At 64.6% G+C, this 16925-nt stretch carries 24 protein-coding genes and 1 pseudogene; 9 read left to right on the top strand and 16 right to left on the bottom strand.

The window, feature by feature from the left end:
• Positions 1–52: 52 nt before the first annotated feature.
• The 3 genes from AC3WJD_RS14255 to AC3WJD_RS14245 form a co-directional block, all read right to left on the bottom strand.
• Complete coding sequence (locus AC3WJD_RS14255) at positions 53–739, bottom strand: DUF4893 domain-containing protein (protein ID WP_492747346.1); 687 nt, start codon at positions 737–739, stop codon at positions 53–55.
• A gap of 222 nt (positions 740–961) precedes the next feature.
• Entirely contained in the window at positions 962–1345 is a 384-nt protein-coding gene (locus AC3WJD_RS14250) for a hypothetical protein (RefSeq protein WP_492747345.1), read from the bottom strand.
• 307 nt (positions 1346–1652) lie between these two features.
• Positions 1653–2027, bottom strand: coding sequence for a glycine zipper 2TM domain-containing protein (locus AC3WJD_RS14245; protein WP_492747367.1), 375 nt, complete (start codon positions 2025–2027; stop codon positions 1653–1655).
• Between the two features lie 168 nt (positions 2028–2195).
• On the opposite strand from AC3WJD_RS14245, the gene AC3WJD_RS14240 reads away from it, so the two are divergent.
• The 4 genes from AC3WJD_RS14240 (at position 2196) to AC3WJD_RS14225 (ending at position 4361) form a co-directional block, all read left to right on the top strand.
• Positions 2196–2507, top strand: coding sequence for a DUF1905 domain-containing protein (locus tag AC3WJD_RS14240; RefSeq protein WP_492747344.1), 312 nt, complete (start codon positions 2196–2198; stop codon positions 2505–2507).
• A 140-nt stretch (positions 2508–2647) separates the two neighbouring features.
• Positions 2648–3088, top strand: coding sequence for a hypothetical protein (locus tag AC3WJD_RS14235; RefSeq protein WP_492747343.1), 441 nt, complete (start codon positions 2648–2650; stop codon positions 3086–3088).
• Positions 3089–3159: 71 nt separating this feature from the next.
• Positions 3160–3405, top strand: coding sequence for a DUF2171 domain-containing protein (locus AC3WJD_RS14230; RefSeq protein ID WP_492747342.1), 246 nt, complete (start codon positions 3160–3162; stop codon positions 3403–3405).
• Between the two features lie 233 nt (positions 3406–3638).
• Positions 3639–4361 (top strand): DUF899 family protein, encoded by a 723-nt coding sequence (locus tag AC3WJD_RS14225; RefSeq protein WP_492747341.1) that lies wholly within the window; start codon positions 3639–3641, stop codon positions 4359–4361.
• A 90-nt stretch (positions 4362–4451) separates the two neighbouring features.
• Here the strand turns inward: AC3WJD_RS14225 and AC3WJD_RS14220 are convergent, their stop codons facing one another.
• The gene (locus tag AC3WJD_RS14220; RefSeq protein ID WP_492747370.1) at positions 4452–4871 is read right to left on the bottom strand and encodes an EF-hand domain-containing protein; all 420 of its coding nucleotides are present in this window, start codon (positions 4869–4871) and stop codon (positions 4452–4454) included.
• Between the two features lie 243 nt (positions 4872–5114).
• On the opposite strand from AC3WJD_RS14220, the gene AC3WJD_RS14215 reads away from it, so the two are divergent.
• Both AC3WJD_RS14215 and AC3WJD_RS14210 read left to right on the top strand, forming a co-directional pair.
• Complete coding sequence (locus tag AC3WJD_RS14215) at positions 5115–5582, top strand: hypothetical protein (RefSeq protein WP_492747369.1); 468 nt, start codon at positions 5115–5117, stop codon at positions 5580–5582.
• Positions 5583–5592: 10 nt separating this feature from the next.
• Positions 5593–5838: a hypothetical protein gene (locus AC3WJD_RS14210; protein ID WP_492747368.1), complete on the top strand. Its 246-nt coding sequence runs from the start codon at positions 5593–5595 to the stop codon at positions 5836–5838.
• On the opposite strand, the pseudogene AC3WJD_RS14205 reads toward AC3WJD_RS14210, so the two are convergent.
• The 3 genes and pseudogenes from AC3WJD_RS14205 to AC3WJD_RS14195 form a co-directional block, all read right to left on the bottom strand.
• Positions 5832–5897: pseudogene (locus AC3WJD_RS14205) on the bottom strand (YjhX family toxin); the annotation flags it as partial. The gene AC3WJD_RS14210 and the pseudogene AC3WJD_RS14205 overlap by 7 nt on opposite strands.
• Positions 5898–6101: 204 nt before the next feature.
• Entirely contained in the window at positions 6102–6446 is a 345-nt protein-coding gene (locus AC3WJD_RS14200; RefSeq protein ID WP_492747340.1) for a hypothetical protein, read from the bottom strand.
• 13 nt (positions 6447–6459) lie between these two features.
• Positions 6460–6891 (bottom strand): hypothetical protein, encoded by a 432-nt coding sequence (locus tag AC3WJD_RS14195; protein ID WP_492747339.1) that lies wholly within the window; start codon positions 6889–6891, stop codon positions 6460–6462.
• Positions 6892–7051: 160 nt separating this feature from the next.
• Between AC3WJD_RS14195 and AC3WJD_RS14190 the strand changes: the two genes are divergently transcribed.
• The gene (locus AC3WJD_RS14190) at positions 7052–7657 is read left to right on the top strand and encodes a thermonuclease family protein (RefSeq protein WP_492747338.1); all 606 of its coding nucleotides are present in this window, start codon (positions 7052–7054) and stop codon (positions 7655–7657) included.
• Between the two features lie 70 nt (positions 7658–7727).
• Here AC3WJD_RS14190 and AC3WJD_RS14185 read toward each other — a convergent pair whose 3' ends face one another.
• The 8 genes from AC3WJD_RS14185 to AC3WJD_RS14150 form a co-directional block, all read right to left on the bottom strand.
• Positions 7728–8219 carry a hypothetical protein gene (locus tag AC3WJD_RS14185; protein WP_492747337.1) on the bottom strand — a complete coding sequence of 164 codons (492 nt, stop codon included), beginning with the start codon at positions 8217–8219 and terminating at the stop codon, positions 7728–7730.
• 4 nt (positions 8220–8223) lie between these two features.
• Positions 8224–8472 (bottom strand): hypothetical protein, encoded by a 249-nt coding sequence (locus AC3WJD_RS14180; protein WP_492747336.1) that lies wholly within the window; start codon positions 8470–8472, stop codon positions 8224–8226.
• Positions 8473–8798: 326 nt separating this feature from the next.
• Complete coding sequence (locus AC3WJD_RS14175; RefSeq protein ID WP_492747335.1) at positions 8799–9059, bottom strand: DUF2442 domain-containing protein; 261 nt, start codon at positions 9057–9059, stop codon at positions 8799–8801.
• A complete protein-coding gene (locus AC3WJD_RS14170) occupies positions 9034–9276 on the bottom strand; it encodes a DUF4160 domain-containing protein (protein WP_492747334.1) in 243 nt (80 codons plus the stop codon). Before AC3WJD_RS14170 ends, AC3WJD_RS14175 begins: the two co-directional genes overlap by 26 nt.
• Before the next feature lie 53 nt (positions 9277–9329).
• The gene (locus AC3WJD_RS14165) at positions 9330–10382 is read right to left on the bottom strand and encodes a ribonucleotide-diphosphate reductase subunit beta (RefSeq protein WP_492747333.1); all 1053 of its coding nucleotides are present in this window, start codon (positions 10380–10382) and stop codon (positions 9330–9332) included.
• Between the two features lies 1 nt (position 10383).
• The gene (locus tag AC3WJD_RS14160; protein ID WP_492747332.1) at positions 10384–10923 is read right to left on the bottom strand and encodes an endonuclease domain-containing protein; all 540 of its coding nucleotides are present in this window, start codon (positions 10921–10923) and stop codon (positions 10384–10386) included.
• A 77-nt stretch (positions 10924–11000) separates the two neighbouring features.
• Positions 11001–11309, bottom strand: a complete 309-nt coding sequence (locus tag AC3WJD_RS14155) for a hypothetical protein (protein WP_492747331.1) — start codon at positions 11307–11309, stop codon at positions 11001–11003.
• Entirely contained in the window at positions 11291–13234 is a 1944-nt protein-coding gene (locus AC3WJD_RS14150) for a ribonucleoside-diphosphate reductase subunit alpha (protein WP_492747330.1), read from the bottom strand. The genes AC3WJD_RS14155 and AC3WJD_RS14150 overlap by 19 nt, the downstream gene beginning before the upstream one ends.
• Before the next feature lie 575 nt (positions 13235–13809).
• Between AC3WJD_RS14150 and AC3WJD_RS14145 the strand changes: the two genes are divergently transcribed.
• Entirely contained in the window at positions 13810–14922 is a 1113-nt protein-coding gene (locus AC3WJD_RS14145; protein ID WP_492747329.1) for a glycoside hydrolase family 130 protein, read from the top strand.
• Positions 14923–15143: 221 nt separating this feature from the next.
• The gene (locus AC3WJD_RS14140) at positions 15144–16406 is read left to right on the top strand and encodes an alpha/beta fold hydrolase (RefSeq protein WP_492747328.1); all 1263 of its coding nucleotides are present in this window, start codon (positions 15144–15146) and stop codon (positions 16404–16406) included.
• Here the strand turns inward: AC3WJD_RS14140 and AC3WJD_RS14135 are convergent.
• Entirely contained in the window at positions 16403–16888 is a 486-nt protein-coding gene (locus AC3WJD_RS14135; RefSeq protein WP_492747327.1) for a winged helix-turn-helix transcriptional regulator, read from the bottom strand. The genes AC3WJD_RS14140 and AC3WJD_RS14135 overlap by 4 nt on opposite strands.
• Positions 16889–16925 lie beyond the last annotated feature (37 nt).

Below are 16925 nucleotides of genomic sequence, written 5' to 3'. Positions count from 1 at the left end.
ATCTGAGAGGGTTAACAAGAGTTTCACAGCCGAAATGTTATGCGGAGGACGGTTACAATGGCGTTTCGCCCGTCATCAGCGGCACCAGCGGGACGAGTTCGATGACATCGAGCCGCGATTCGCGCACGGGGTGCGGCATCGCCATGCGCCAGCGAAATGGCTCGACGCGTTCGACGAGCCCGACAAGGTTGCGGCTCGCATCGTCGCCATAGGCGAGCGGCGCCTGCTCATCGCCGCGCGCCATCGCGCCGAGAAAAACGAGCTGCGTCTCGCCATCGGGCCAGATCCGGCCCGCCGGGCGTTCGGAGCCGCTTTGCTTGGTGAAGGTCAGCAACGCATCCTCGGCGCCGACATAACAGGAAAAGGGCTTGTACGAGATGAAGCCCTGGTTGGCGCGATCGGAATTGGGCAGCCGCCAGACGCGGCAGCGATAACTGCCCGGCGGCGGGGCGGGGCGAGGCAGCGCGACGGCGGGATCGAGCAGTGCGCCGAGTGCGGCGATCGCACGCTTGGCGCGGCCAGGACGCACCGCCGCGAGGCCGCTCTTCCATTCCTCGCGGAGCCGGTCGAGCCGGCTGACATCCTCAGGACTTGCAAAATTGCGCCATTCCGCCGTCGATGCGTCCTCGTCGGTGATCACGACGGCAGGTGCGGGCGGCGGCAGCTCGGGCTTGGCGCACGCGCTCAGCGCGGCGAGGCCGGTCAGGATGATCGGGAACTGAGCGAACACGGTACGCATGCACGCCTCCACGATGCCGTGCCCCCGCGCGCGGGCACGCTACAAACGAAATACCGCCAAAAGGTAAATGATAATAGTTAACGAATGGCTAACATCGCGGCTCGAAAGGAGGGGTACCCGAGCTGGGGAGCCGGGATTGGCGCTGCGGGAGAAGGCGCTGCGCGGTGTGAGAGCGGTAGGGCGCCCGGGGGCGGCAACTGCGCCCCCGAGCGTGCGGCATGGTTACCAGCGATATTCGCGGTCGCGGTGCCAATAGCCCGACCGGTCGCGCCACCAGCCGCGCCGGTCGTCGCTGTACCAGCGATCGCCGCGCCAATTGCCGCGACCCCAGCGCGGGTCGCCGCGGTCCCAGCGCCGGTCGCCGCTGTCCCAGCGATCATCGCGATAGTCACGGCGCGCCTCGCGCAGGTCGCGCTGCAGGTCGCGGCGTGCCTCATAGACGTCGCGGCGGCTGTCGGCGCGGCGCATGTCGCGGTCATAGTCGCGATACGCCTCGCGCACGTCGCGACGATATTCGCGATAGTCGCCGCGATCGAGCGCGAACGCGGGTGTGGCGGAAAGGGTTGTCAGGCCGATCAGTCCGGCCGCAATGATCAGGTTACGCATGCCATTGCTCCAGTGGTTGTGAACGTCTGTCGCGTTCGGGTGATACAGTGGCACGCGCCACCTGAACGGCTAAGAACATCGCGTTCATCGTGGGTTAGGCGAGGCATGCGCGGATTCTGCAATACGCGGCCGCGGACTTGCGCTATGGAGGGCGGCGCGGAGCCGCGACTCCGCATGCGATATGAGATTCGATCCCGGCGACCGCGACCCCGCCGGGACCGTGGGGACATGGGGCATGGCCGGGTCGGGGACCCGCCATGCCCCGTGTCCGTTTCGGGATTCTGGCTTTCAGCGCAAACCCGGCCGGTTAGCGGCAGCGCAGCTCGCCGCGGTCGATCTCGCGCCCGAGCAGCGCGCCGCCCGCGGCTCCGACAATGGTGCCGACGGTCCTGTCGCGTCCGCCATCGAGCTCGCGGCCGACCAGTGCGCCGACAGCACCGCCGATGATGAGGCCCGTGGTGCCGTTTTCACGGCGGCAATGATAGCGGCCGTCATCGCCGCGCCAGATGCGATCTTCGTAGCGCAGCGGTCGCGGCTCGACATAATAGCCATAGCGATCGTAGCGCGCGGCATCCTTGGCGCGCTTGCCATGCGCGGGCGCCCAGGGCGGCGGATCGGCGAGCGCGGGTGCGACGGGCGCGGCGACTGCGGTGAGCGTCAATGCCATGATCAGCTTGCGCATCATGTTCTCCCTTCGGAACTTTTCTTCGCAACTCCAACGAATTCAGTCTGCACGCGGTTGCATGAACACAAAACTACCTGTGGTTCATTTTCGGTAAGGGTTGCGATGCCGGGGAAGTCGCGGTCATGGTGGATAGACGGCGCGCGCGGTGCGCGGCACAGTCGGCTCATGGATGACGATTCCGTATTCGAGGTCAGCGCCCGGGCCTGGCTGTGGCGCGCTGAGCCGCCCGCGAAGGGTGCGTGGCATTTCCTGACGATCGACGGGCAGGTCGCGGCCGAGATCCGCTATGCCGTGCTCGGTCGCACGGGCGGCTTCGGATCGGTCAGGGTGACCGCGACGATCGGTACGACGCGCTGGCAGACCTCGCTGTTCCCGCACAGGGAATCGGGCGGTTTCATCCTGCCGCTCAAGGCCGATGTGCGCCGCAACGAGGGGATCGCCGTGGGCGACGAGGTGACGGTGCAACTGGCCGTGTAAGTCGCGTGCCTGCATCCGGTGGACGATTGCTTGCGCGTTTTCCCCGCATGGACCGGCGTACCGGCGCGGATTAATGAATACGGCGATGCCGGCGGTCGGAACCACGATCGGCCGCGCATCCGAACCGACGGAGTTCCGCGATGCACCGGCTGCGCAGCGCCTGCCTCGTTCTTGCGCTCCTCTCCACGGGCGAGGCTTTCGCGCAGGACGATCTTTGCCCCACCATCCGCAAGCTGAAGACGCTGGCGGCTTCGGATTTCCGGTCGATCGATGGCGGCCCCGTCAAGAACTCGAAGGCTGCGCATGCCACCACGCTGAAGCTTCCCCGGGCATATTCTTGCGGGATCAGTCTCGAGGCGGGCAAGCACGCGGAATATTGGTGCAGCTGGGACTCGACCGAGGACACGTTCGAACGGCGGCTGACGCAATATGCGATGGCCATTGGCGATTGCCTGAATGTCGCCCCGAGGTGGACCGACGAGTGGACGATGACGATCCCCGACCGCGACGTCGATTTTACGCTCGATGGCAGCTTCGATCTGGGTTCCACCGAGATCGTTGTGTACGTGCAGGCGCGCTAGGCGCGGGAACGCGAGGGGTTGCGGGGCGTTGGCGCTGGTGCGGGGACGCATCCAGCAGCCAGGAGAGCATCATGATCGACCTCAGCCAGATCCGCGAGCATATGGAAGTGATCGGCGCCGACGGCGTGCATGTCGGTACCGTCGACCGCGTCGATGGCGACCGCATCAAGCTGACCAAGCGCGACGCCGGGCAGGGCGCGCATGCAGGCCACCATCATTATGTCTCCCGAGGCCTGATAGCCGACATCGAGGGCGACAAGGTGCGTCTCTCCGCAAATGCCGACGTGGCGGTGACCTTCGAGGAGGAAAAGGGCTAATTCCGCGTTGCTGCCCGGGGGCCGGCGGAGAGCGCCGGTGCCCCCGCTCTCAGATTTCCGAAAGCGGGTCGTAATATTCGGGGTGGCGCTTGCACCCGGTTTCGAATTTCGCGGCTCTTTCGACGAGCTCCGCCTGCACGCGGGGCAGCTTTGCCTTGCGCACGCCACCTCCCCAGCGGGAAACCCGATAGGGCTCGGGCGTTCCCGATCAGGCACATGACAAGGATTTCCGCATGGCCAACCTCTCCTTCCCCAATGAAAGCGCCGGGTATCGCGCGGCGCGCAACGCGCTGCTCGATGCCGAGATCGCGCTTCGCGCGCAGATCGAGGCGGTCGCGGCGCAGCGCCGGTCGCTGCCGCCGGGCGGCGTGATCCCGCACGAATATGTGTTCGAGCGGATCGGCGACGACCTCAACCCCGAAACGGTCCGCCTGTCCGAGCTGTTCGGCGCGCATGACACGCTGATCCTCTACAGCTTCATGTACGGCCCCGAGCGCGAGGAGCCCTGCCCCGGCTGCACGCACATGTTCGACGCGATCGACGGCTCCGCGCCGCATATCGCACAGCGCGTATCGCTCTGGGTGGTCGCCAAGTCGCCGATTGCCCGCCTCGCCGCCTGGGCGCGCGAGCGCGGCTGGGATCATCTCCAGCTCCTCTCGACCGCGGGCAACAGCTACGATGCCGACTATTTCGGTGACACGAGCCGATTGAGCCCCGAGATGCGCAAGGCGCACGGCGTTCCCGACGGTGAGGATTGGGACGAGACGATCTTCAACGTCTTCAGGCGCGAGGCGGACGACACGATCCGCCACGTCTGGGCCTCCGAACTCGCCTATGCCGGCTCTGAACCCGACCAGCACCACCGCGCCGGAGACCTGGTCGACCCGCTCTGGGGAATGCTCGACATGACCCCGGAGGGGCGCGGGACCTTCTTTCCCAAGGTCTGGTACGACTGAGGGCTACTGGATGTCCCCTCACGGGGATTTCACGCCCCCCGGAACCGTCACCGATTCCGGGGTAGCGCGGATTTCGCGGATCTCTTGCGGTTAACCCGCCTTTGGCCCGCGGAGCAGGGCGAACATCTCGCCGCGCGAGATGCCGGCGTTGGCGTCGGTGTCGGCCTCGACAAAGGCCGCGGCGTTCCAGGCACCGGCATCTTCGCTCGAAGGCGCGGTCATGTTGGCCGTCTCACGCAGCTTCTTCATGAACCGGGCAAATTCGTCCTTGTTGAGCAGGTTGTTGCCATCCATGTCATAGGTGTCCCACTCGAAGTCGAGCATCGTCTTGAGGTCGAGATCGCTCGCGACGATGGTGGGCACCGCCTTGTCGGCAAGCTCGCGCTGCGCCGGCGAGCCCTTGACGGTGGGGGGAGCCGTCACCGGATCGGCAACGGGTGCGCTGGCCTCCTGCGCCGGCGCCGGCGCGGCTATGAAGGCGGCCCCCGCGAGCATCAGGATACGAAGCATTGTCGGTCTCCTTTCCGCAGGAAAAACGCGCGGCTGTTGCATTATGCCGCCCGAATGACGGCGCGCCGTGCGCGAAGGTGGACGAGGCGAGGTGCAGCACGTGGGGCACTTGATGGACCGGTGCGTCGCCGCGACGGCTGACAGGCAGTGACACCGTAATTTTCCTGCCGCTCCGGCATCGGCCTGCTCATGGACAGGCAGGGCGGGCGTGCATAGACTGCGCGCATCGGCCGGAGGGGCGCCATGCCGGACAAGACGGTGGATCAGGCGATCGTTCGCATCAACGAACTCAACGAGTTCTTTCGTGCGGAGCTGCTGCGCGTCGAGACCAATCTGGTGATGATCCTGCTCCCCGCCTCGCTGACGCTGCTGTCGGTGGGCAACCTCAACACGGGCGGCATCGCGATGCTCGCGACGCGCTGGGCACTGCTCGCCTTTTTCACCACCTATCTCGTCCTGCTTTTCCTCGAGCTGCTCGGGGTCGAGGGCAAGAAACAGGCGATCAAGGCGGCGCAGGATGCGCTCTATGCCATTCCGCTCGACAAGGGCGGCGATCCGGTCAGCGGCTTCGCCGACGCAAGGAAGCTTTTCGACAATGCCGAGAGCGGCATCGAGAAGCGGCGTTATTTGCTGCCCTCGATCAAGCTGCTGTTTTCGGGTTTCGCGGCGTTCGCTGCGGTTGTGGTGGTGGTCTTCGTGACCAGGAGCTGAGAGGTGGCGCATGGACGTGAATGAATGCATCAGCCAGTGCCTGCGCGGACAGAGGCCCGACAAGCCGCCCGACAACTTCCAGTTCCGGATCGACAACATCGTCGATGAGGCCGGGCGCTTGATCAGCGAGGCGGAGGAGACGCGCGACTGGATGCTCCGCAACGGCTTCGATCCGTCGAACCCGTCGGACGTGCTGCTCGTGATCTCGATGTTGGTGACGCGGCGGAACGAGGAGCTTGAGGGGGTGATTGCGTAGATCGGGCCGCCCTGCGCCAGAGCGTGGAGCACGCGCTGTTCGTATTTCGAGATATTCATGAATGGGATTGCCCCTGTCCGGACTGGACGGGCGCCTGGGGTGAGCGGCCGGGCCATGAGATCGAACCTTTTCCACGCGCGGCTGACGGCGATCCGGGGCGCAAGGCCCACGGTCAGCGGGCGACAATCGCCAGAATATCCACTCCGGACTTGAGGTCGGGAGGATCAAGCATATTGGGGCGGGTCGGGCAAGGGCGTTGCGGTTCAAACGACGTAAATATGCGCAAAGCAGTTGAGATTGGTGAGGACGTTGAATTCCACCCATGGCGATGTCCGGAACGACAGCACCGCGGCGGGGGATCCGCCGAAGCCGGCCCCCGTTAGCGGAGGTGCCGGGGAAGTGCCGGAGCTGCGCTGATAGAAGGGCGGGGCCGCGCTGAAGCCTTCGAGCGTCCAGCTGACCATTGCGTTGCCCGTCGATGATCCGATGGGCATGCCAAACTCGAGGAACTGGAAGACAAAACCCTGAAGCAGGGGGCCTTGCCAGATTTTGGTCCAGACTCTGCTGCGGACCGTCACCCAATTATATGCCGTTGCTACATAGGCCATGGCGGATCACCGTTCAGACGAGCTGGAATGCGGGGCGCGGTGCGGCCTGCTCGGCCTCGAACTCGCAGCGGAGCAGCGCGAGATGCACGCGGCCGAGCAGCTCTCCCTCATGCGCAATCGGGAACCAGCTTTCGGGCATCATGTGCGCAATCGCGCCGGCATCAATGCGATGTCCGCCGAGTTTCAGGACGTCTTCTCCGATGCAGGATTGCAGTGCGTCGGCGGCCACAACGGGATAGCGTAGCCCGCGCCGCCGCGCTTCCTGCCCGATTGAGGTCACGATCCGCAGCACCGGCACGACGGCAAGGACGGTGTCCAGCAACTCCAGGTCATCGGCGCCCAGCGTCAGCTCGATTGCGCCGCCACGCCAGCCCGCGATCGTCCTCTTCCCATCGGCGGCATCAGCCGCCGGTGCGCCGCTTTCCGGTTTCTTGCGCTTTGCCATGGAGCAGCCTCCGAGCCCTGAAGGCTAACATGCGGGCCGGGCGGCAACAATCGACGAAAAGGGGGAGGGGAAATTCCCCTGTGGCGTGCTGCCAGGGCGTTTGGCTCGAGGCCGCGCTGCGTTAACCGCTCCTTTGCCCCCGTGCGGCCATGGTCGCGGCATGGGAGACGTGTTCGATTTCCGCGAGTTCGGCAAGGCGCAGAAGCGTGCGCGGCGGGGCTGGCAGGGGTATCGGCGCGGACCGGTGAGCTTTCGGCCGGCGCGGCGGCGGCCGCGGGCGATCGGCTGGGGCGCGTTGCGGCTGATGGTGCTGGGCGGGATCGCGCTCGGGCTGGCGGGGGTGCAGTTCTGGGACAGGCGCGCGGAGTTCGTGCCGCTGTCCGCGTCAGCGCCCGCGGGATCGGCGGATACCGCCGCGGCGCGCTTCGGGCTTTGCCATAGTGGCGGCGGCACCAACTGCGTGGTCGACGGGGATACTTTCTGGTTCCGGGGCGAGCGCATCCGCATCGCCGATATCGACACCCCCGAAACGCACCCGCCGCGCTGCGCCGCCGAGGCCGCGCTTGGCGCGCGCGCCACGCAGCGGCTCCATGCGCTGCTCAACCAGGGCCCCTTCACGCTCGAACCCATCGCCCGCGACACCGACCGTTACGGCCGCAAGCTGCGGCTGGTCACGCGCGGCGGGGAGTCGATCGGGGGAATGCTGGCGAGCGAGGGACTGGCACGGCGCTATGGCGGCGGGATGCGGGCGGGGTGGTGCGGCTGACGATCTGAGGCGCGACGGCCACGGCCACGTCAATCAGCGGGCGACAATCTCCAGCATATCCACTCCGGCTTTAATTTGAGCTTCCATATTTCTCAATTACAGCAAAGAGCGATGAAAAGTTGGCGCGCTCCAATTTTCCCGAGTAAGTAAATTTCTTTTTCTCAGAGATGGCTTGTAGTGTCTCGTAGTGCTTCGGAAGGGAAGTTAATGAAGCCTTGCGAATTCCTGGTAGGAATGTGCTATCTCGAATTTGCTCATCAACCTTCTTGGACATGATTGCATCCGCAATCACGTTCATATGAGCGAAATATCGATCGCCTTTGATAGCAATGTCGTAAAATTGCTCATACGTCGGCTCTCCGTCTTGGGTCGTGTACGAGCGAATAGCGGAGACATAGTCATCATGCAGCGTTTCGTGCTTCGCTCGTAAATCTTGAGAATTTTTAAAGTAATCTTGCTCTAATTTCTTGCGATCTGATTTCGTAAGGGTGAAGCTTGACAGCAAAAATCCAAGTAAGAACGTCGCTATTGGAATTGGTACATTGATTGCTGACCAATCCATGTCGCTACTTTCGAAGCGCTTCCGTCAATAGTGTATCGATCGTATCTGCTTCGGAAGCATACACACGAGTTTCAAAACCGGGAAATATGGCGCGAGCTGCAGATCGGCCTGCAGCTTCTCGTGCTAGCCCTACGGCAATCTGGCGGTTGGTTTCTTCACGCCACCGATCAACCATCAATGAAGTTGGATTGGCTGCCAGCCCGTATTTGATTCTCAGCCGATCATAGATCGGCATATCGCCACGTGAAGCCACGCTCCGCCCCTCCTCGCTTTATATCGACATATGATCGTTCCATGTACGGAACGTGTCAATTCTTGTTGAGTTAGAGATCGTTACGTCTCGCCCAATCTTTGCTGCGGGAGGGGGAGTCTTGCTTTCGCTTACTCCGCCGCCACCCCGGCCTTGGAAAACATGTCCTCGCCCTCGCTTGCCTCGGGCCCGGTGTCATTCGCTTTGGCCTTCTTGCGGCGGTCGAAGCTGTCTCATACCTCGTTCCAGTTGCCGCGCAGCATTGTTTCGCTGCCGCAACATGTCAATAACTTGTCGGGTTAGAATGCCTTATCGCAGGTGGGAGTGGGTCAGGCAGCCCTTGCCGCGGGGGCGCCGCGCAGGAGGCCCTCAGTGCTCAGGTCCTCGTCGATGTCGGGCCAGTGGATACCGTAGCCGGCGCCAGCCTTTTCCCAATTCGCGCGCTGTTCGGGCGTGGCATTGAAGAGGCGGGGATACCAGGCAAGCGGAACCGCGATGGTGCGGCCGTCCATCAGGTCGACGATCAGCCGGTCCTCGTCGAAGCGGACATCGGCCACCCGTTCGTCAGCCGCCGTTGCCAAAATGCCCATGCCATGCCTCCAGAAACATTGCCCGATGCGCGCGGACGAGTTCCAATATCCTTCCGATTTCCCTGGGCTTCAAGCCGGAACAGCGCGCCAGCGAAATGGCCTCCAGCCAGATCTTGGCGGTGCCTTCGCCCCGATCGACATGAACATGCGGTGGTTCGTTGGGTTCGTGACTGTAGAAGTAGAAGCGAAAGCCTTCGATCCGGAGGATTGTCGGCATTGGCGCTGGCCCTCCCCCGACCCCTCCCGCAAGCGGGAGGGGAGATTCCTTTTCTACTCCGCCGCCACCCCGGCCTTGGAGAACATGTCCTCGCCCTCGCTCGCCTCGGGCCCGGTGTCGTTGGCCTTGGCCTTCTTGCGGCGGTCGAAGCTGTCCCAGACCTCGTTCCAGTTGCCGCGCGTCGCGGCCTTGGAATATTCGGTGGCGCGCGTCTCGAAGAAGTTGGCGTGCTCGACGCCGTTGAGCAGGGGGGCGAGCCAGGGGAGGGGGTGGTCGTCGATCATGAACATCGGCTTCAGCCCGAGCTGGCCGAGGCGCCAGTCGGCGATGTAGCGGATGTACTTCTTGATCTCCTTGGGCGTCATGCCGGGGACGGGGCCCTGCTCGAAGGCGAGGTCGATGAACGCGTCCTCGAGGCCCACGGTGGTGTGGCAGACGTCGCGGATGTCGCTCTTGACCGCGGCGGTCAGGCAGTCGCGTTCCTTGCAGAAGGCGTGGAACAGGCGCGTGATGCCCTCGCAGTGGAGGCTCTCGTCGCGGACCGACCACGAGACGATCTGGCCCATGCCCTTCATCTTGTTGAAGCGCGGGAAGTTCATCAGCATCGCGAAGCTCGCGAAGAGCTGAAGCCCCTCGGTGAAGCCGCCGAACATCGCGAGCGTGCGCGCGATATCCTCGTCGGTGTCGACGCCGAAGGTGGCGAGATAGTCGTGCTTGTCCTTCATCTCCTTGTACTGGAGGAACATGCCGTATTCGCTCTCGGGCATCCCGATCGTGTCGAGCAGGTGGCTGTACGCCGCGATGTGCACCGTCTCCATGTTGGAGAAGGCGGTGAGCATCATCTTGATCTCGGTGGGCTTGAACACGCGGCCGTATTTGTCGTGGTAGCAATCCTGCACCTCGACATCGGCCTGGGTGAAGAAGCGGAAGATCTGGGTGAGCAGGTTGCGCTCATGATCGGTGAGCTTCTGCGCCCAGTCGCGGCAATCCTCGCCCAGCGGCACCTCTTCGGGCATCCAGTGGATCTGCTGCTGGCGCTTCCAGAACTCGAACGCCCAGGGATATTCGAAGGGCTTGTACTGCTTGGAGGCTTGGAGGAGGGGCATGTCAGTCGGCTCCGTTCGTCCCCTCTCCCGCCGGGAGAGGGAGGGGCCCGCGCGCCGCGCGGGAGGGTGAGGGTGATGGAGTGGAAGCGAGGTCGTCCTCACCCTTCCGCCGCTTCGCGGCTCCAGCATCGGGTGAACAGCGCCCCGCGCTGTTCAGGCCATGCCGGGGGCTTGGCCAACCCGATGCTCTCTCCTGCAAGGAGAGGGAGATAAGGGTCAGTACGCCTTCGGTGTTTTCGAGAACATCGTTGTTCCAGAAGCGAAGGACACGGTAGCCTTGGGCTTCGAGGAAGCGGGTGCGTTGCGCGTCGTAGCTGAGCGCTTCTGCGTGCTGGCCACCATCGACTTCGATGATGAGCCGCGCCGAGAAGCTGAAGAAGTCGGCGAAATAGCGGCCGATCGGCACCTGGCGACGAAACCGCGCGGAAGGGAAGGCTTCGCGCAGTGCACGCCAGAGCTTCTTCTCCGCCTCGGTGGCGTTGCGGCGCAGGTCGCGGGCGCGGGAAACGGTGCCGGAAGGCTGGTTGTGGTAGGTGCGCATTCGGTCACCCTCACCCTTCCGCCGCTTCGCGGCTCCTTCCCTCTCCCACGGGGAGAGGGAAATTGCTGGCAGGCCGCTCATCGCCGCACCACCACGCGGTCGCGGTAGACGACATGGCTCTTGCGCGCGCCGACGCCGAGAAAGACAACGCCGATGAAGAAGCCGAAATCATACCAGCCGCCGTTATTGGGGACCGCATAAACCGCGACATTGTCCATGAAGAGCGAGAGCACCCATGCCACGGGGAAGATGAAGCCGTGCCAGAGGCCGAACAGGAAGCCCGGCGCCCCGGACGCGACCCCGCTCTCCGCCTGGCGCGCGCAGGCGGCGAGCGCCACGAGCGCGGCAAGCGGGAAGAGGCGCAGGATCACTGGCAAGCCAAACACTCGTCATAGTCCTTCGCCTCGACCTCGATCTGCTTGAGGTCGATGGTGTTGTCCGCCTCGACGCCGCCCGCGAAGCCCGCGCGCTGCACCGACTTGGAGCGGAGATAGTAGAGCGACTTGATGCCGAGCTCCCATGCGCGGAAGTGGAGCATCAGCAGGTCCCATTTCTCGACGTCCGCGGGGATGAAGAGATTGAGGCTGGTCGCCTGGTCGATATAGGGCGTGCGGTCCGCGGCGAGCTCGAGCAGCCAGCGCTGGTCGATCTCGAAGCTCGTCTTGTAGGTGTCCTTTTCCTCCTGGCTGAGGAAGTCGAGGTGCTGGACCGAGCCGCCCTGTTCAAGGATCGAGCTCCACACGCCCTCGCTGTTCTTCGACTTCTCGAGCAGCAGCTTTTCCAGATAGGGATTGCGGATCGAGAAGCTGCCCGACAGCGTCTTGTGCGTGTAGATGTTGGCGGGGATCGGCTCGATGCACGCGCTGGTGCCGCCGCAGATGATCGAGATCGATGCGGTGGGCGCGATCGCCATCTTGCAGCTGAAGCGCTCCATCACGCCCATGTCGGCCGCGTCGGGGCAGGGGCCGCGTTCCTTGGCGAGCATCATCGACGCTTCGGAGACCCCGGCCGAGATGTGCTTGAACATCCTGAGGTTCCAGCTCTTGGCCATCGCGCCCTCGAAGGGCAGGCCGCGCGCCTGGAGGAAGCTGTGGAAGCCCATCACGCCGAGGCCGACCGAACGCTCGCGCTCGGCGCTGTACTTGGCGCGCGCCATCTCGTCGGGGGCGCGGGCGATATAGTCGGTGAGCACGTTGTCGAGGAAGCGCATCACGTCCTCGATGAACTGCCTGTCGCCGTTCCACTCGTCCCACGTCTCGAGGTTGAGCGAGGAGAGGCAGCAGACCGCGGTGCGGTCCTTGCCCAGATGGTCGCGGCCCGTGGGGAGCGTGATTTCCGAACAGAGGTTCGAGGTCGAGACCTTGAGGCCGAGATCGCGGTGATGCTTGGGCATCGCGCGGTTCACGGTGTCCGAGAAGACGATATAGGGTTCGCCCGTCGCAAGGCGCGTCTCGACGAGCTTCTGGAAGAGCGCGCGCGCATCGACCTTGCCGCGGACGCTGCCGTCCTTGGGGCTCTTCAGCTCCCATTCGGCGCCGTCGCGCACCGCCTCCATGAAGGCGTCGGTGAGCAGGACGCCGTGGTGGAGATTGAGCGCCTTGCGGTTGAAGTCGCCCGAAGGCTTGCGGATCTCGAGGAACTCCTCGATCTCGGGGTGCGAGATGTCGAGATAGCAGGCGGCCGAACCGCGGCGCAGGCTGCCCTGCGAAATCGCGAGCGTCAGGCTGTCCATCACGCGGACGAAAGGGATGATGCCCGAGGTCTTGCCGTTGAGGCCGACGGGTTCGCCGATGCCGCGCACCGAACCCCAATAGGTACCGATGCCGCCGCCGCGCGAGGCGAGCCAGACATTCTCGTTCCAGGTGTCGACGATGCCGTTGAGGCTGTCGTCCACCGAGTTCAGGTAGCACGAGATCGGCAGGCCGCGGCCCGTGCCGCCGTTCGACAGAACGGGCGTGGCGGGCATGAACCACAGCTTCGAGATATAGTCGTAGACGCGCTGCGCGTGCGCCGCGTCGTCTGCATAGGCCGAGGCGACGCGGACGAAGAGGTCCTGATAGCTCTCGCCGGGCAGCAGGTAGCGGTCCTTCAGCGTTTCCTTGCCGAAATCGGTCAGCAGCTCGTCGCGGCCGTGATCGACGTCGAGCGCATAGGGCTGCGGCGCGATGCTCTTCGAATCCAGCAGCTCGGGCTTGGCTTCGGCTTTCCTGGCGTTCCCCTCGGCCTTGCTCGGGGCAGGCTTGGCGGGCGCTTCTGTAACGGTGGCTGACACGTCGCTGTTGCTCGCTTCCTGAGTCTCTCTGAAGTCCATGACACGCGTTCCCCGTTCTCGATACGTTCGACTCGGAGGGCGTTGCCTCCGACTAGCATTTTTCGGCGGGCAGGGCTTGGCCAATATGGGGTTTTCCCCGCTTTCCACAAGGACGAGCCGACCCCCACGCGAACCGCATCGCGTTAACGATCTACCAGTGCTTGCGTTTGGCCCCCTGCCTCAACACCATCTATAGTGCCTCATCGGCAGCGTGATGCAAGACGGTAAATGACGGTTCCGAGACTCAATTCGCCGCCAAAATGACTCGCTTCGTGGCAGCGTGTCGAGCGACGCACCGAGTTTCCTTGGCTCCCGAAAAGGCAAGGGGCGAAGATGCGCGCGAAAAAAATTTCGGGCGGCTTTAGGGTGTTGACACGAGTTTCGGGGATTCGCGCGGAAAGCGCGCTCATTCGGGTACGAATGAGGGGAGCGGCAGCGCGGTCCGCTCGCGATCATGGAGGGTCACGTCATGCTCCCCAGTGGCCTGCCCGCGGAAAGAATGAAGGGTGGAGGCGTTGGGGTCGACGGGCGAACCGCGCCCCGGCAACCGACGAGAGACTGAGGAGCGTTCCGGCATGACCCGCTTTGCCGTCGACCGGCTGGTATTCACCCCTGATGATGTCGACCTGTCGCGCTCGCCGCTTGCGGGGGCGTTGGATGCCGAGACCCATGTGCTGGGCGCGTTCAACCCGGGGCTGACGCGGCTGCCGGGCGGCAATCTGCTGATGATGGTGCGCGTTGCGGAGGCTTTGCGCGAACCGGTGAGCGGCGGGCATGTGCACGCGATCCGGTGGCGCGAGGGTGGCTATGTGCTGGATCAATGGCCCGCCGAATATGCCCGTGGCGCCGATCCGCGCACTTTCGACCTGCCCGGCACCGGTTGGCGCGTGCTGGCGCTGACCTCGCTTTCCTGGTTGCTGCCCGTCGAACTCGCACCCGACGGACTTTCGGTGGTGGCGGTACATTATGACGGCGCGATCGCCCCCGCAGCCCCGTCGCAATGCTACGGCATCGAGGATCCGCGGATCAGCCGCGTCGGCGATCGCTGGTGGATGACGACCTGCAGCGTCAGCCCCGAACGGCTGGGAACGACGCTCTACAGTTCGGCCGACGCACGCGACTGGCGCTGCGAGGGGCTGGTGCTCGACCACCAGAACAAGGATATGCTGATCTTCGAGGGGCTGGTGGGCGGCCAATACTGGGCGCAGACGCGGCCGCTGGGCGATGTCTGGTTCGCGTGGCCGCCGGGGAGCGAATGGCTGCCGGGGCCCTCGATCAACCTTGCCACCTCGCCCGACTGCCTGCACTGGAAACCGGTCGACCGGCCGGGCATCCGGTCGCGCGCGGGCACCGAGCGGATCGGCGGTGGGGCGCCGCCCGTGCTGACCGAGCGGGGCTGGTTGACGCTATGGCATCGCGTCGGGCCGGGCGGGAGCGTCGGCATCTACCGCACCTTCTGGACGCTGCTCCACCGCGACGACCCGAGCCGGATCGTGGCGGAGGGGGAGGGCCCGCTGCTCGAACCCGCACCCGCGCTGACCGATCCGATCGCGCATCAGCGCTATCTGGACGGGGTGGTGTTCACCACGGGAATTGTGGACGCGGGCGATCACTTCGTCGTTGCGTCGGGCGAGGCGGATCTTGCGTGCCGGATCACGCATGTGCCGAAGGGGGCACTGGGCATCTAGCCAAAGGAGAATTGAGGTTGGGCTGGACCGTGCGCGCGATGGCAGTGGTTGGTGCCCTGCTGGCATGGGGATTGCCCATCCCCGGCCCGGCTGCCGATGCCGTTGCGCGGGAAAGGCAATCGGCCATCGCTCTCGAACCATGCCGGATCGAGGGCATCGACGAACCGGTTCGGTGCGGGATTTATCGCGTCTTTGAAAATCGCAGGACGCTTCGCGGTCGCATGCTCCCGCTCAAGGTGATTCTTCTTCCCGCCCGGCGACAAAATGCCGCGCTCGGCCCGATCTTCTATCTCGCAGGCGGGCCCGGCGAAACCGCTTCCGAGCTGGCCGATCTGTTTGCGGACGCACCCGAACGGGAGGATATGGACATCATCCTCATCGATCAGCGGGGTACGGGCGAAGGCCATTTCCTCGGCTGCGCTTCGCCCGGATCGGACGAGAATCTCGAAGGCTATCTCAAGGGGCCGTTCGATCTGCCGACCGTCCGCGCGTGCCGCGACGCACTCGCCCCGCGCTTCGACCTCAGCCAGTATCACACGGCCGCGTGGATTGCGGATCTGGACGAGGTTCGTCGCGCGCTCGGCTACACGCGGATCAATCTCATCGCCGGCTCCTTCGGAACCTATGCTGCACAACAGTATATCCGCCGGCATGGCGACCATGTTCGTGCCGCCTATCTGTTGAGCCCGGTCCCCATGGCCAACCGCACCCCGCTCTACATGCCGCGGGACGGGCAACAGGCTCTCGATCGGCTTTTCGATCAATGCACGCGCGATGCCGCGTGCGCCGCCGCCTATCCGCGGCTGCGCGACGATTTCGCGGCAGTGCTCGGCCGGGTGCGACAGGGGCCAATCAGCACCAGAGCGCGCCACCCGGATACGGGCGTGCGGAGCGAGGTCCGTCTCACGGACGCAGCGTTTGTCGATGCGTTGCGCGTTTTCCTGTACCGATCCTCACAGGCCCGCCAGATTCCCTATCTGATCGCGCAGGCCGCCGCGGGAGACTTCAGCGCATTCGCCGATGTGGCGGTGCGCTCCGCCCGCAACTTCTATGGCGCAGTGAGATCGGGGGTCGCCTTTTCCGTCACCTGCAACGAGTTCGTCAACCGCATCCGGCCTGAAGAAGTGGCCCCTGCGGGACGGGGCAGCTTTCTCCGCACCTTCCGGATCGACGCGCAAATGGGCGCCTGCGTGCTCTGGCCGAAAACGGACCTGCCCGACGATTATGCGGCGGCGTTCCGATCCGACGTTCCCGCCCTGCTCGTCAGCGGCGATACCGATCCGGTGGCACCGCCGCCATGGGCGGAAGAACTGCGCAAGACGCTGCCCAATTCCGTCCACCTCGTTGTGGCAGGCGCCGGCCACACCGAGGAGAATGCGTGCATCTTCCGTATCCGTCACGCCTTTTTCCGGGCGGGGACAACGACTGCGCTCGACACAGGCTGCATGACGGACTGGCGGCCGCCAGCCTTCCGGTTGCGCTAGCGGGCGCAGGCTGCCTCATAGGCGGCCTGAAGTTCGGCAAAGACCGAGCGTTCGGGTCTTGGCGCGCCGAGATGGATCGCGCGGAGCTCGTCCATGAAGGCGTCCCACAGTGCTGGCCCGCCTTCCTCGAGCAGTTGCGCGCGGATCGAGAGTTCCTCGGTCACGGGCATATGGCGACGGCCCCAAGCGCCCATATGCGCGATCAGGGGGACGAGCTGGATCGCCTTTTCGCTGAGGCTGTAGATCGCCTTTTGCTTGTGGCTGGGATCGTCCGCGCGCGTAACGAGCCCCTTGTCGACCAGCTTCTTCAGCCGATCGGCGAGGATGTTGGAGGCGATGCCTTCCTCCGAACGACCCAGCAGTTCGCGGAAATGGCGGCGATTGCCGAACATCAGGTCGCGGATGATGATCAGGCTCCAGCGGTCGCCCAGCACCTCCAGCGTCAGATTGATCGGGCACCCCGACCGCAGATCATCGCTCAAAATCGTCTCCGCGCCCAAAACTGCTTGCAATATAAAA

This window comes from Sphingobium sp. FW306-1B-F04DB (genome assembly GCF_058781925.1).
Note: the sequence above shows the minus strand (reverse complement) of the source record. Positions and strands in the feature narration are given on the sequence as shown.

Bases quoted from the DNA above. Each gene is read 5' to 3' on its own strand.
- AC3WJD_RS14255 (WP_492747346.1), bottom strand. From the start codon at position 739: ATGCGTACCGTGTTCGCTCAGTTCCCGATCATCCTGACCGGCCTCGCC.
- AC3WJD_RS14250 (WP_492747345.1), bottom strand. From the start codon at position 1,345: ATGCGTAACCTGATCATTGCGGCCGGACTGATCGGCCTGACAACCCTT.
- AC3WJD_RS14245 (WP_492747367.1), bottom strand. From the start codon at position 2,027: ATGCGCAAGCTGATCATGGCATTGACGCTCACCGCAGTCGCCGCGCCC.
- AC3WJD_RS14240 (WP_492747344.1), top strand. From the start codon at position 2,196: ATGGATGACGATTCCGTATTCGAGGTCAGCGCCCGGGCCTGGCTGTGG.
- AC3WJD_RS14235 (WP_492747343.1), top strand. From the start codon at position 2,648: ATGCACCGGCTGCGCAGCGCCTGCCTCGTTCTTGCGCTCCTCTCCACG.
- AC3WJD_RS14230 (WP_492747342.1), top strand. From the start codon at position 3,160: ATGATCGACCTCAGCCAGATCCGCGAGCATATGGAAGTGATCGGCGCC.
- AC3WJD_RS14225 (WP_492747341.1), top strand. From the start codon at position 3,639: ATGGCCAACCTCTCCTTCCCCAATGAAAGCGCCGGGTATCGCGCGGCG.
- AC3WJD_RS14220 (WP_492747370.1), bottom strand. From the start codon at position 4,871: ATGCTTCGTATCCTGATGCTCGCGGGGGCCGCCTTCATAGCCGCGCCG.
- AC3WJD_RS14215 (WP_492747369.1), top strand. From the start codon at position 5,115: ATGCCGGACAAGACGGTGGATCAGGCGATCGTTCGCATCAACGAACTC.
- AC3WJD_RS14210 (WP_492747368.1), top strand. From the start codon at position 5,593: ATGGACGTGAATGAATGCATCAGCCAGTGCCTGCGCGGACAGAGGCCC.
- AC3WJD_RS14200 (WP_492747340.1), bottom strand. From the start codon at position 6,446: ATGGCCTATGTAGCAACGGCATATAATTGGGTGACGGTCCGCAGCAGA.
- AC3WJD_RS14195 (WP_492747339.1), bottom strand. From the start codon at position 6,891: ATGGCAAAGCGCAAGAAACCGGAAAGCGGCGCACCGGCGGCTGATGCC.
- AC3WJD_RS14190 (WP_492747338.1), top strand. From the start codon at position 7,052: ATGGGAGACGTGTTCGATTTCCGCGAGTTCGGCAAGGCGCAGAAGCGT.
- AC3WJD_RS14185 (WP_492747337.1), bottom strand. From the start codon at position 8,219: ATGGATTGGTCAGCAATCAATGTACCAATTCCAATAGCGACGTTCTTA.
- AC3WJD_RS14175 (WP_492747335.1), bottom strand. From the start codon at position 9,059: ATGGGCATTTTGGCAACGGCGGCTGACGAACGGGTGGCCGATGTCCGC.
- AC3WJD_RS14170 (WP_492747334.1), bottom strand. From the start codon at position 9,276: ATGCCGACAATCCTCCGGATCGAAGGCTTTCGCTTCTACTTCTACAGT.
- AC3WJD_RS14165 (WP_492747333.1), bottom strand. From the start codon at position 10,382: ATGCCCCTCCTCCAAGCCTCCAAGCAGTACAAGCCCTTCGAATATCCC.
- AC3WJD_RS14160 (WP_492747332.1), bottom strand. From the start codon at position 10,923: ATGCGCACCTACCACAACCAGCCTTCCGGCACCGTTTCCCGCGCCCGC.
- AC3WJD_RS14150 (WP_492747330.1), bottom strand. From the start codon at position 13,234: ATGGACTTCAGAGAGACTCAGGAAGCGAGCAACAGCGACGTGTCAGCC.
- AC3WJD_RS14145 (WP_492747329.1), top strand. From the start codon at position 13,810: ATGACCCGCTTTGCCGTCGACCGGCTGGTATTCACCCCTGATGATGTC.
- AC3WJD_RS14140 (WP_492747328.1), top strand. From the start codon at position 15,144: ATGCTCCCGCTCAAGGTGATTCTTCTTCCCGCCCGGCGACAAAATGCC.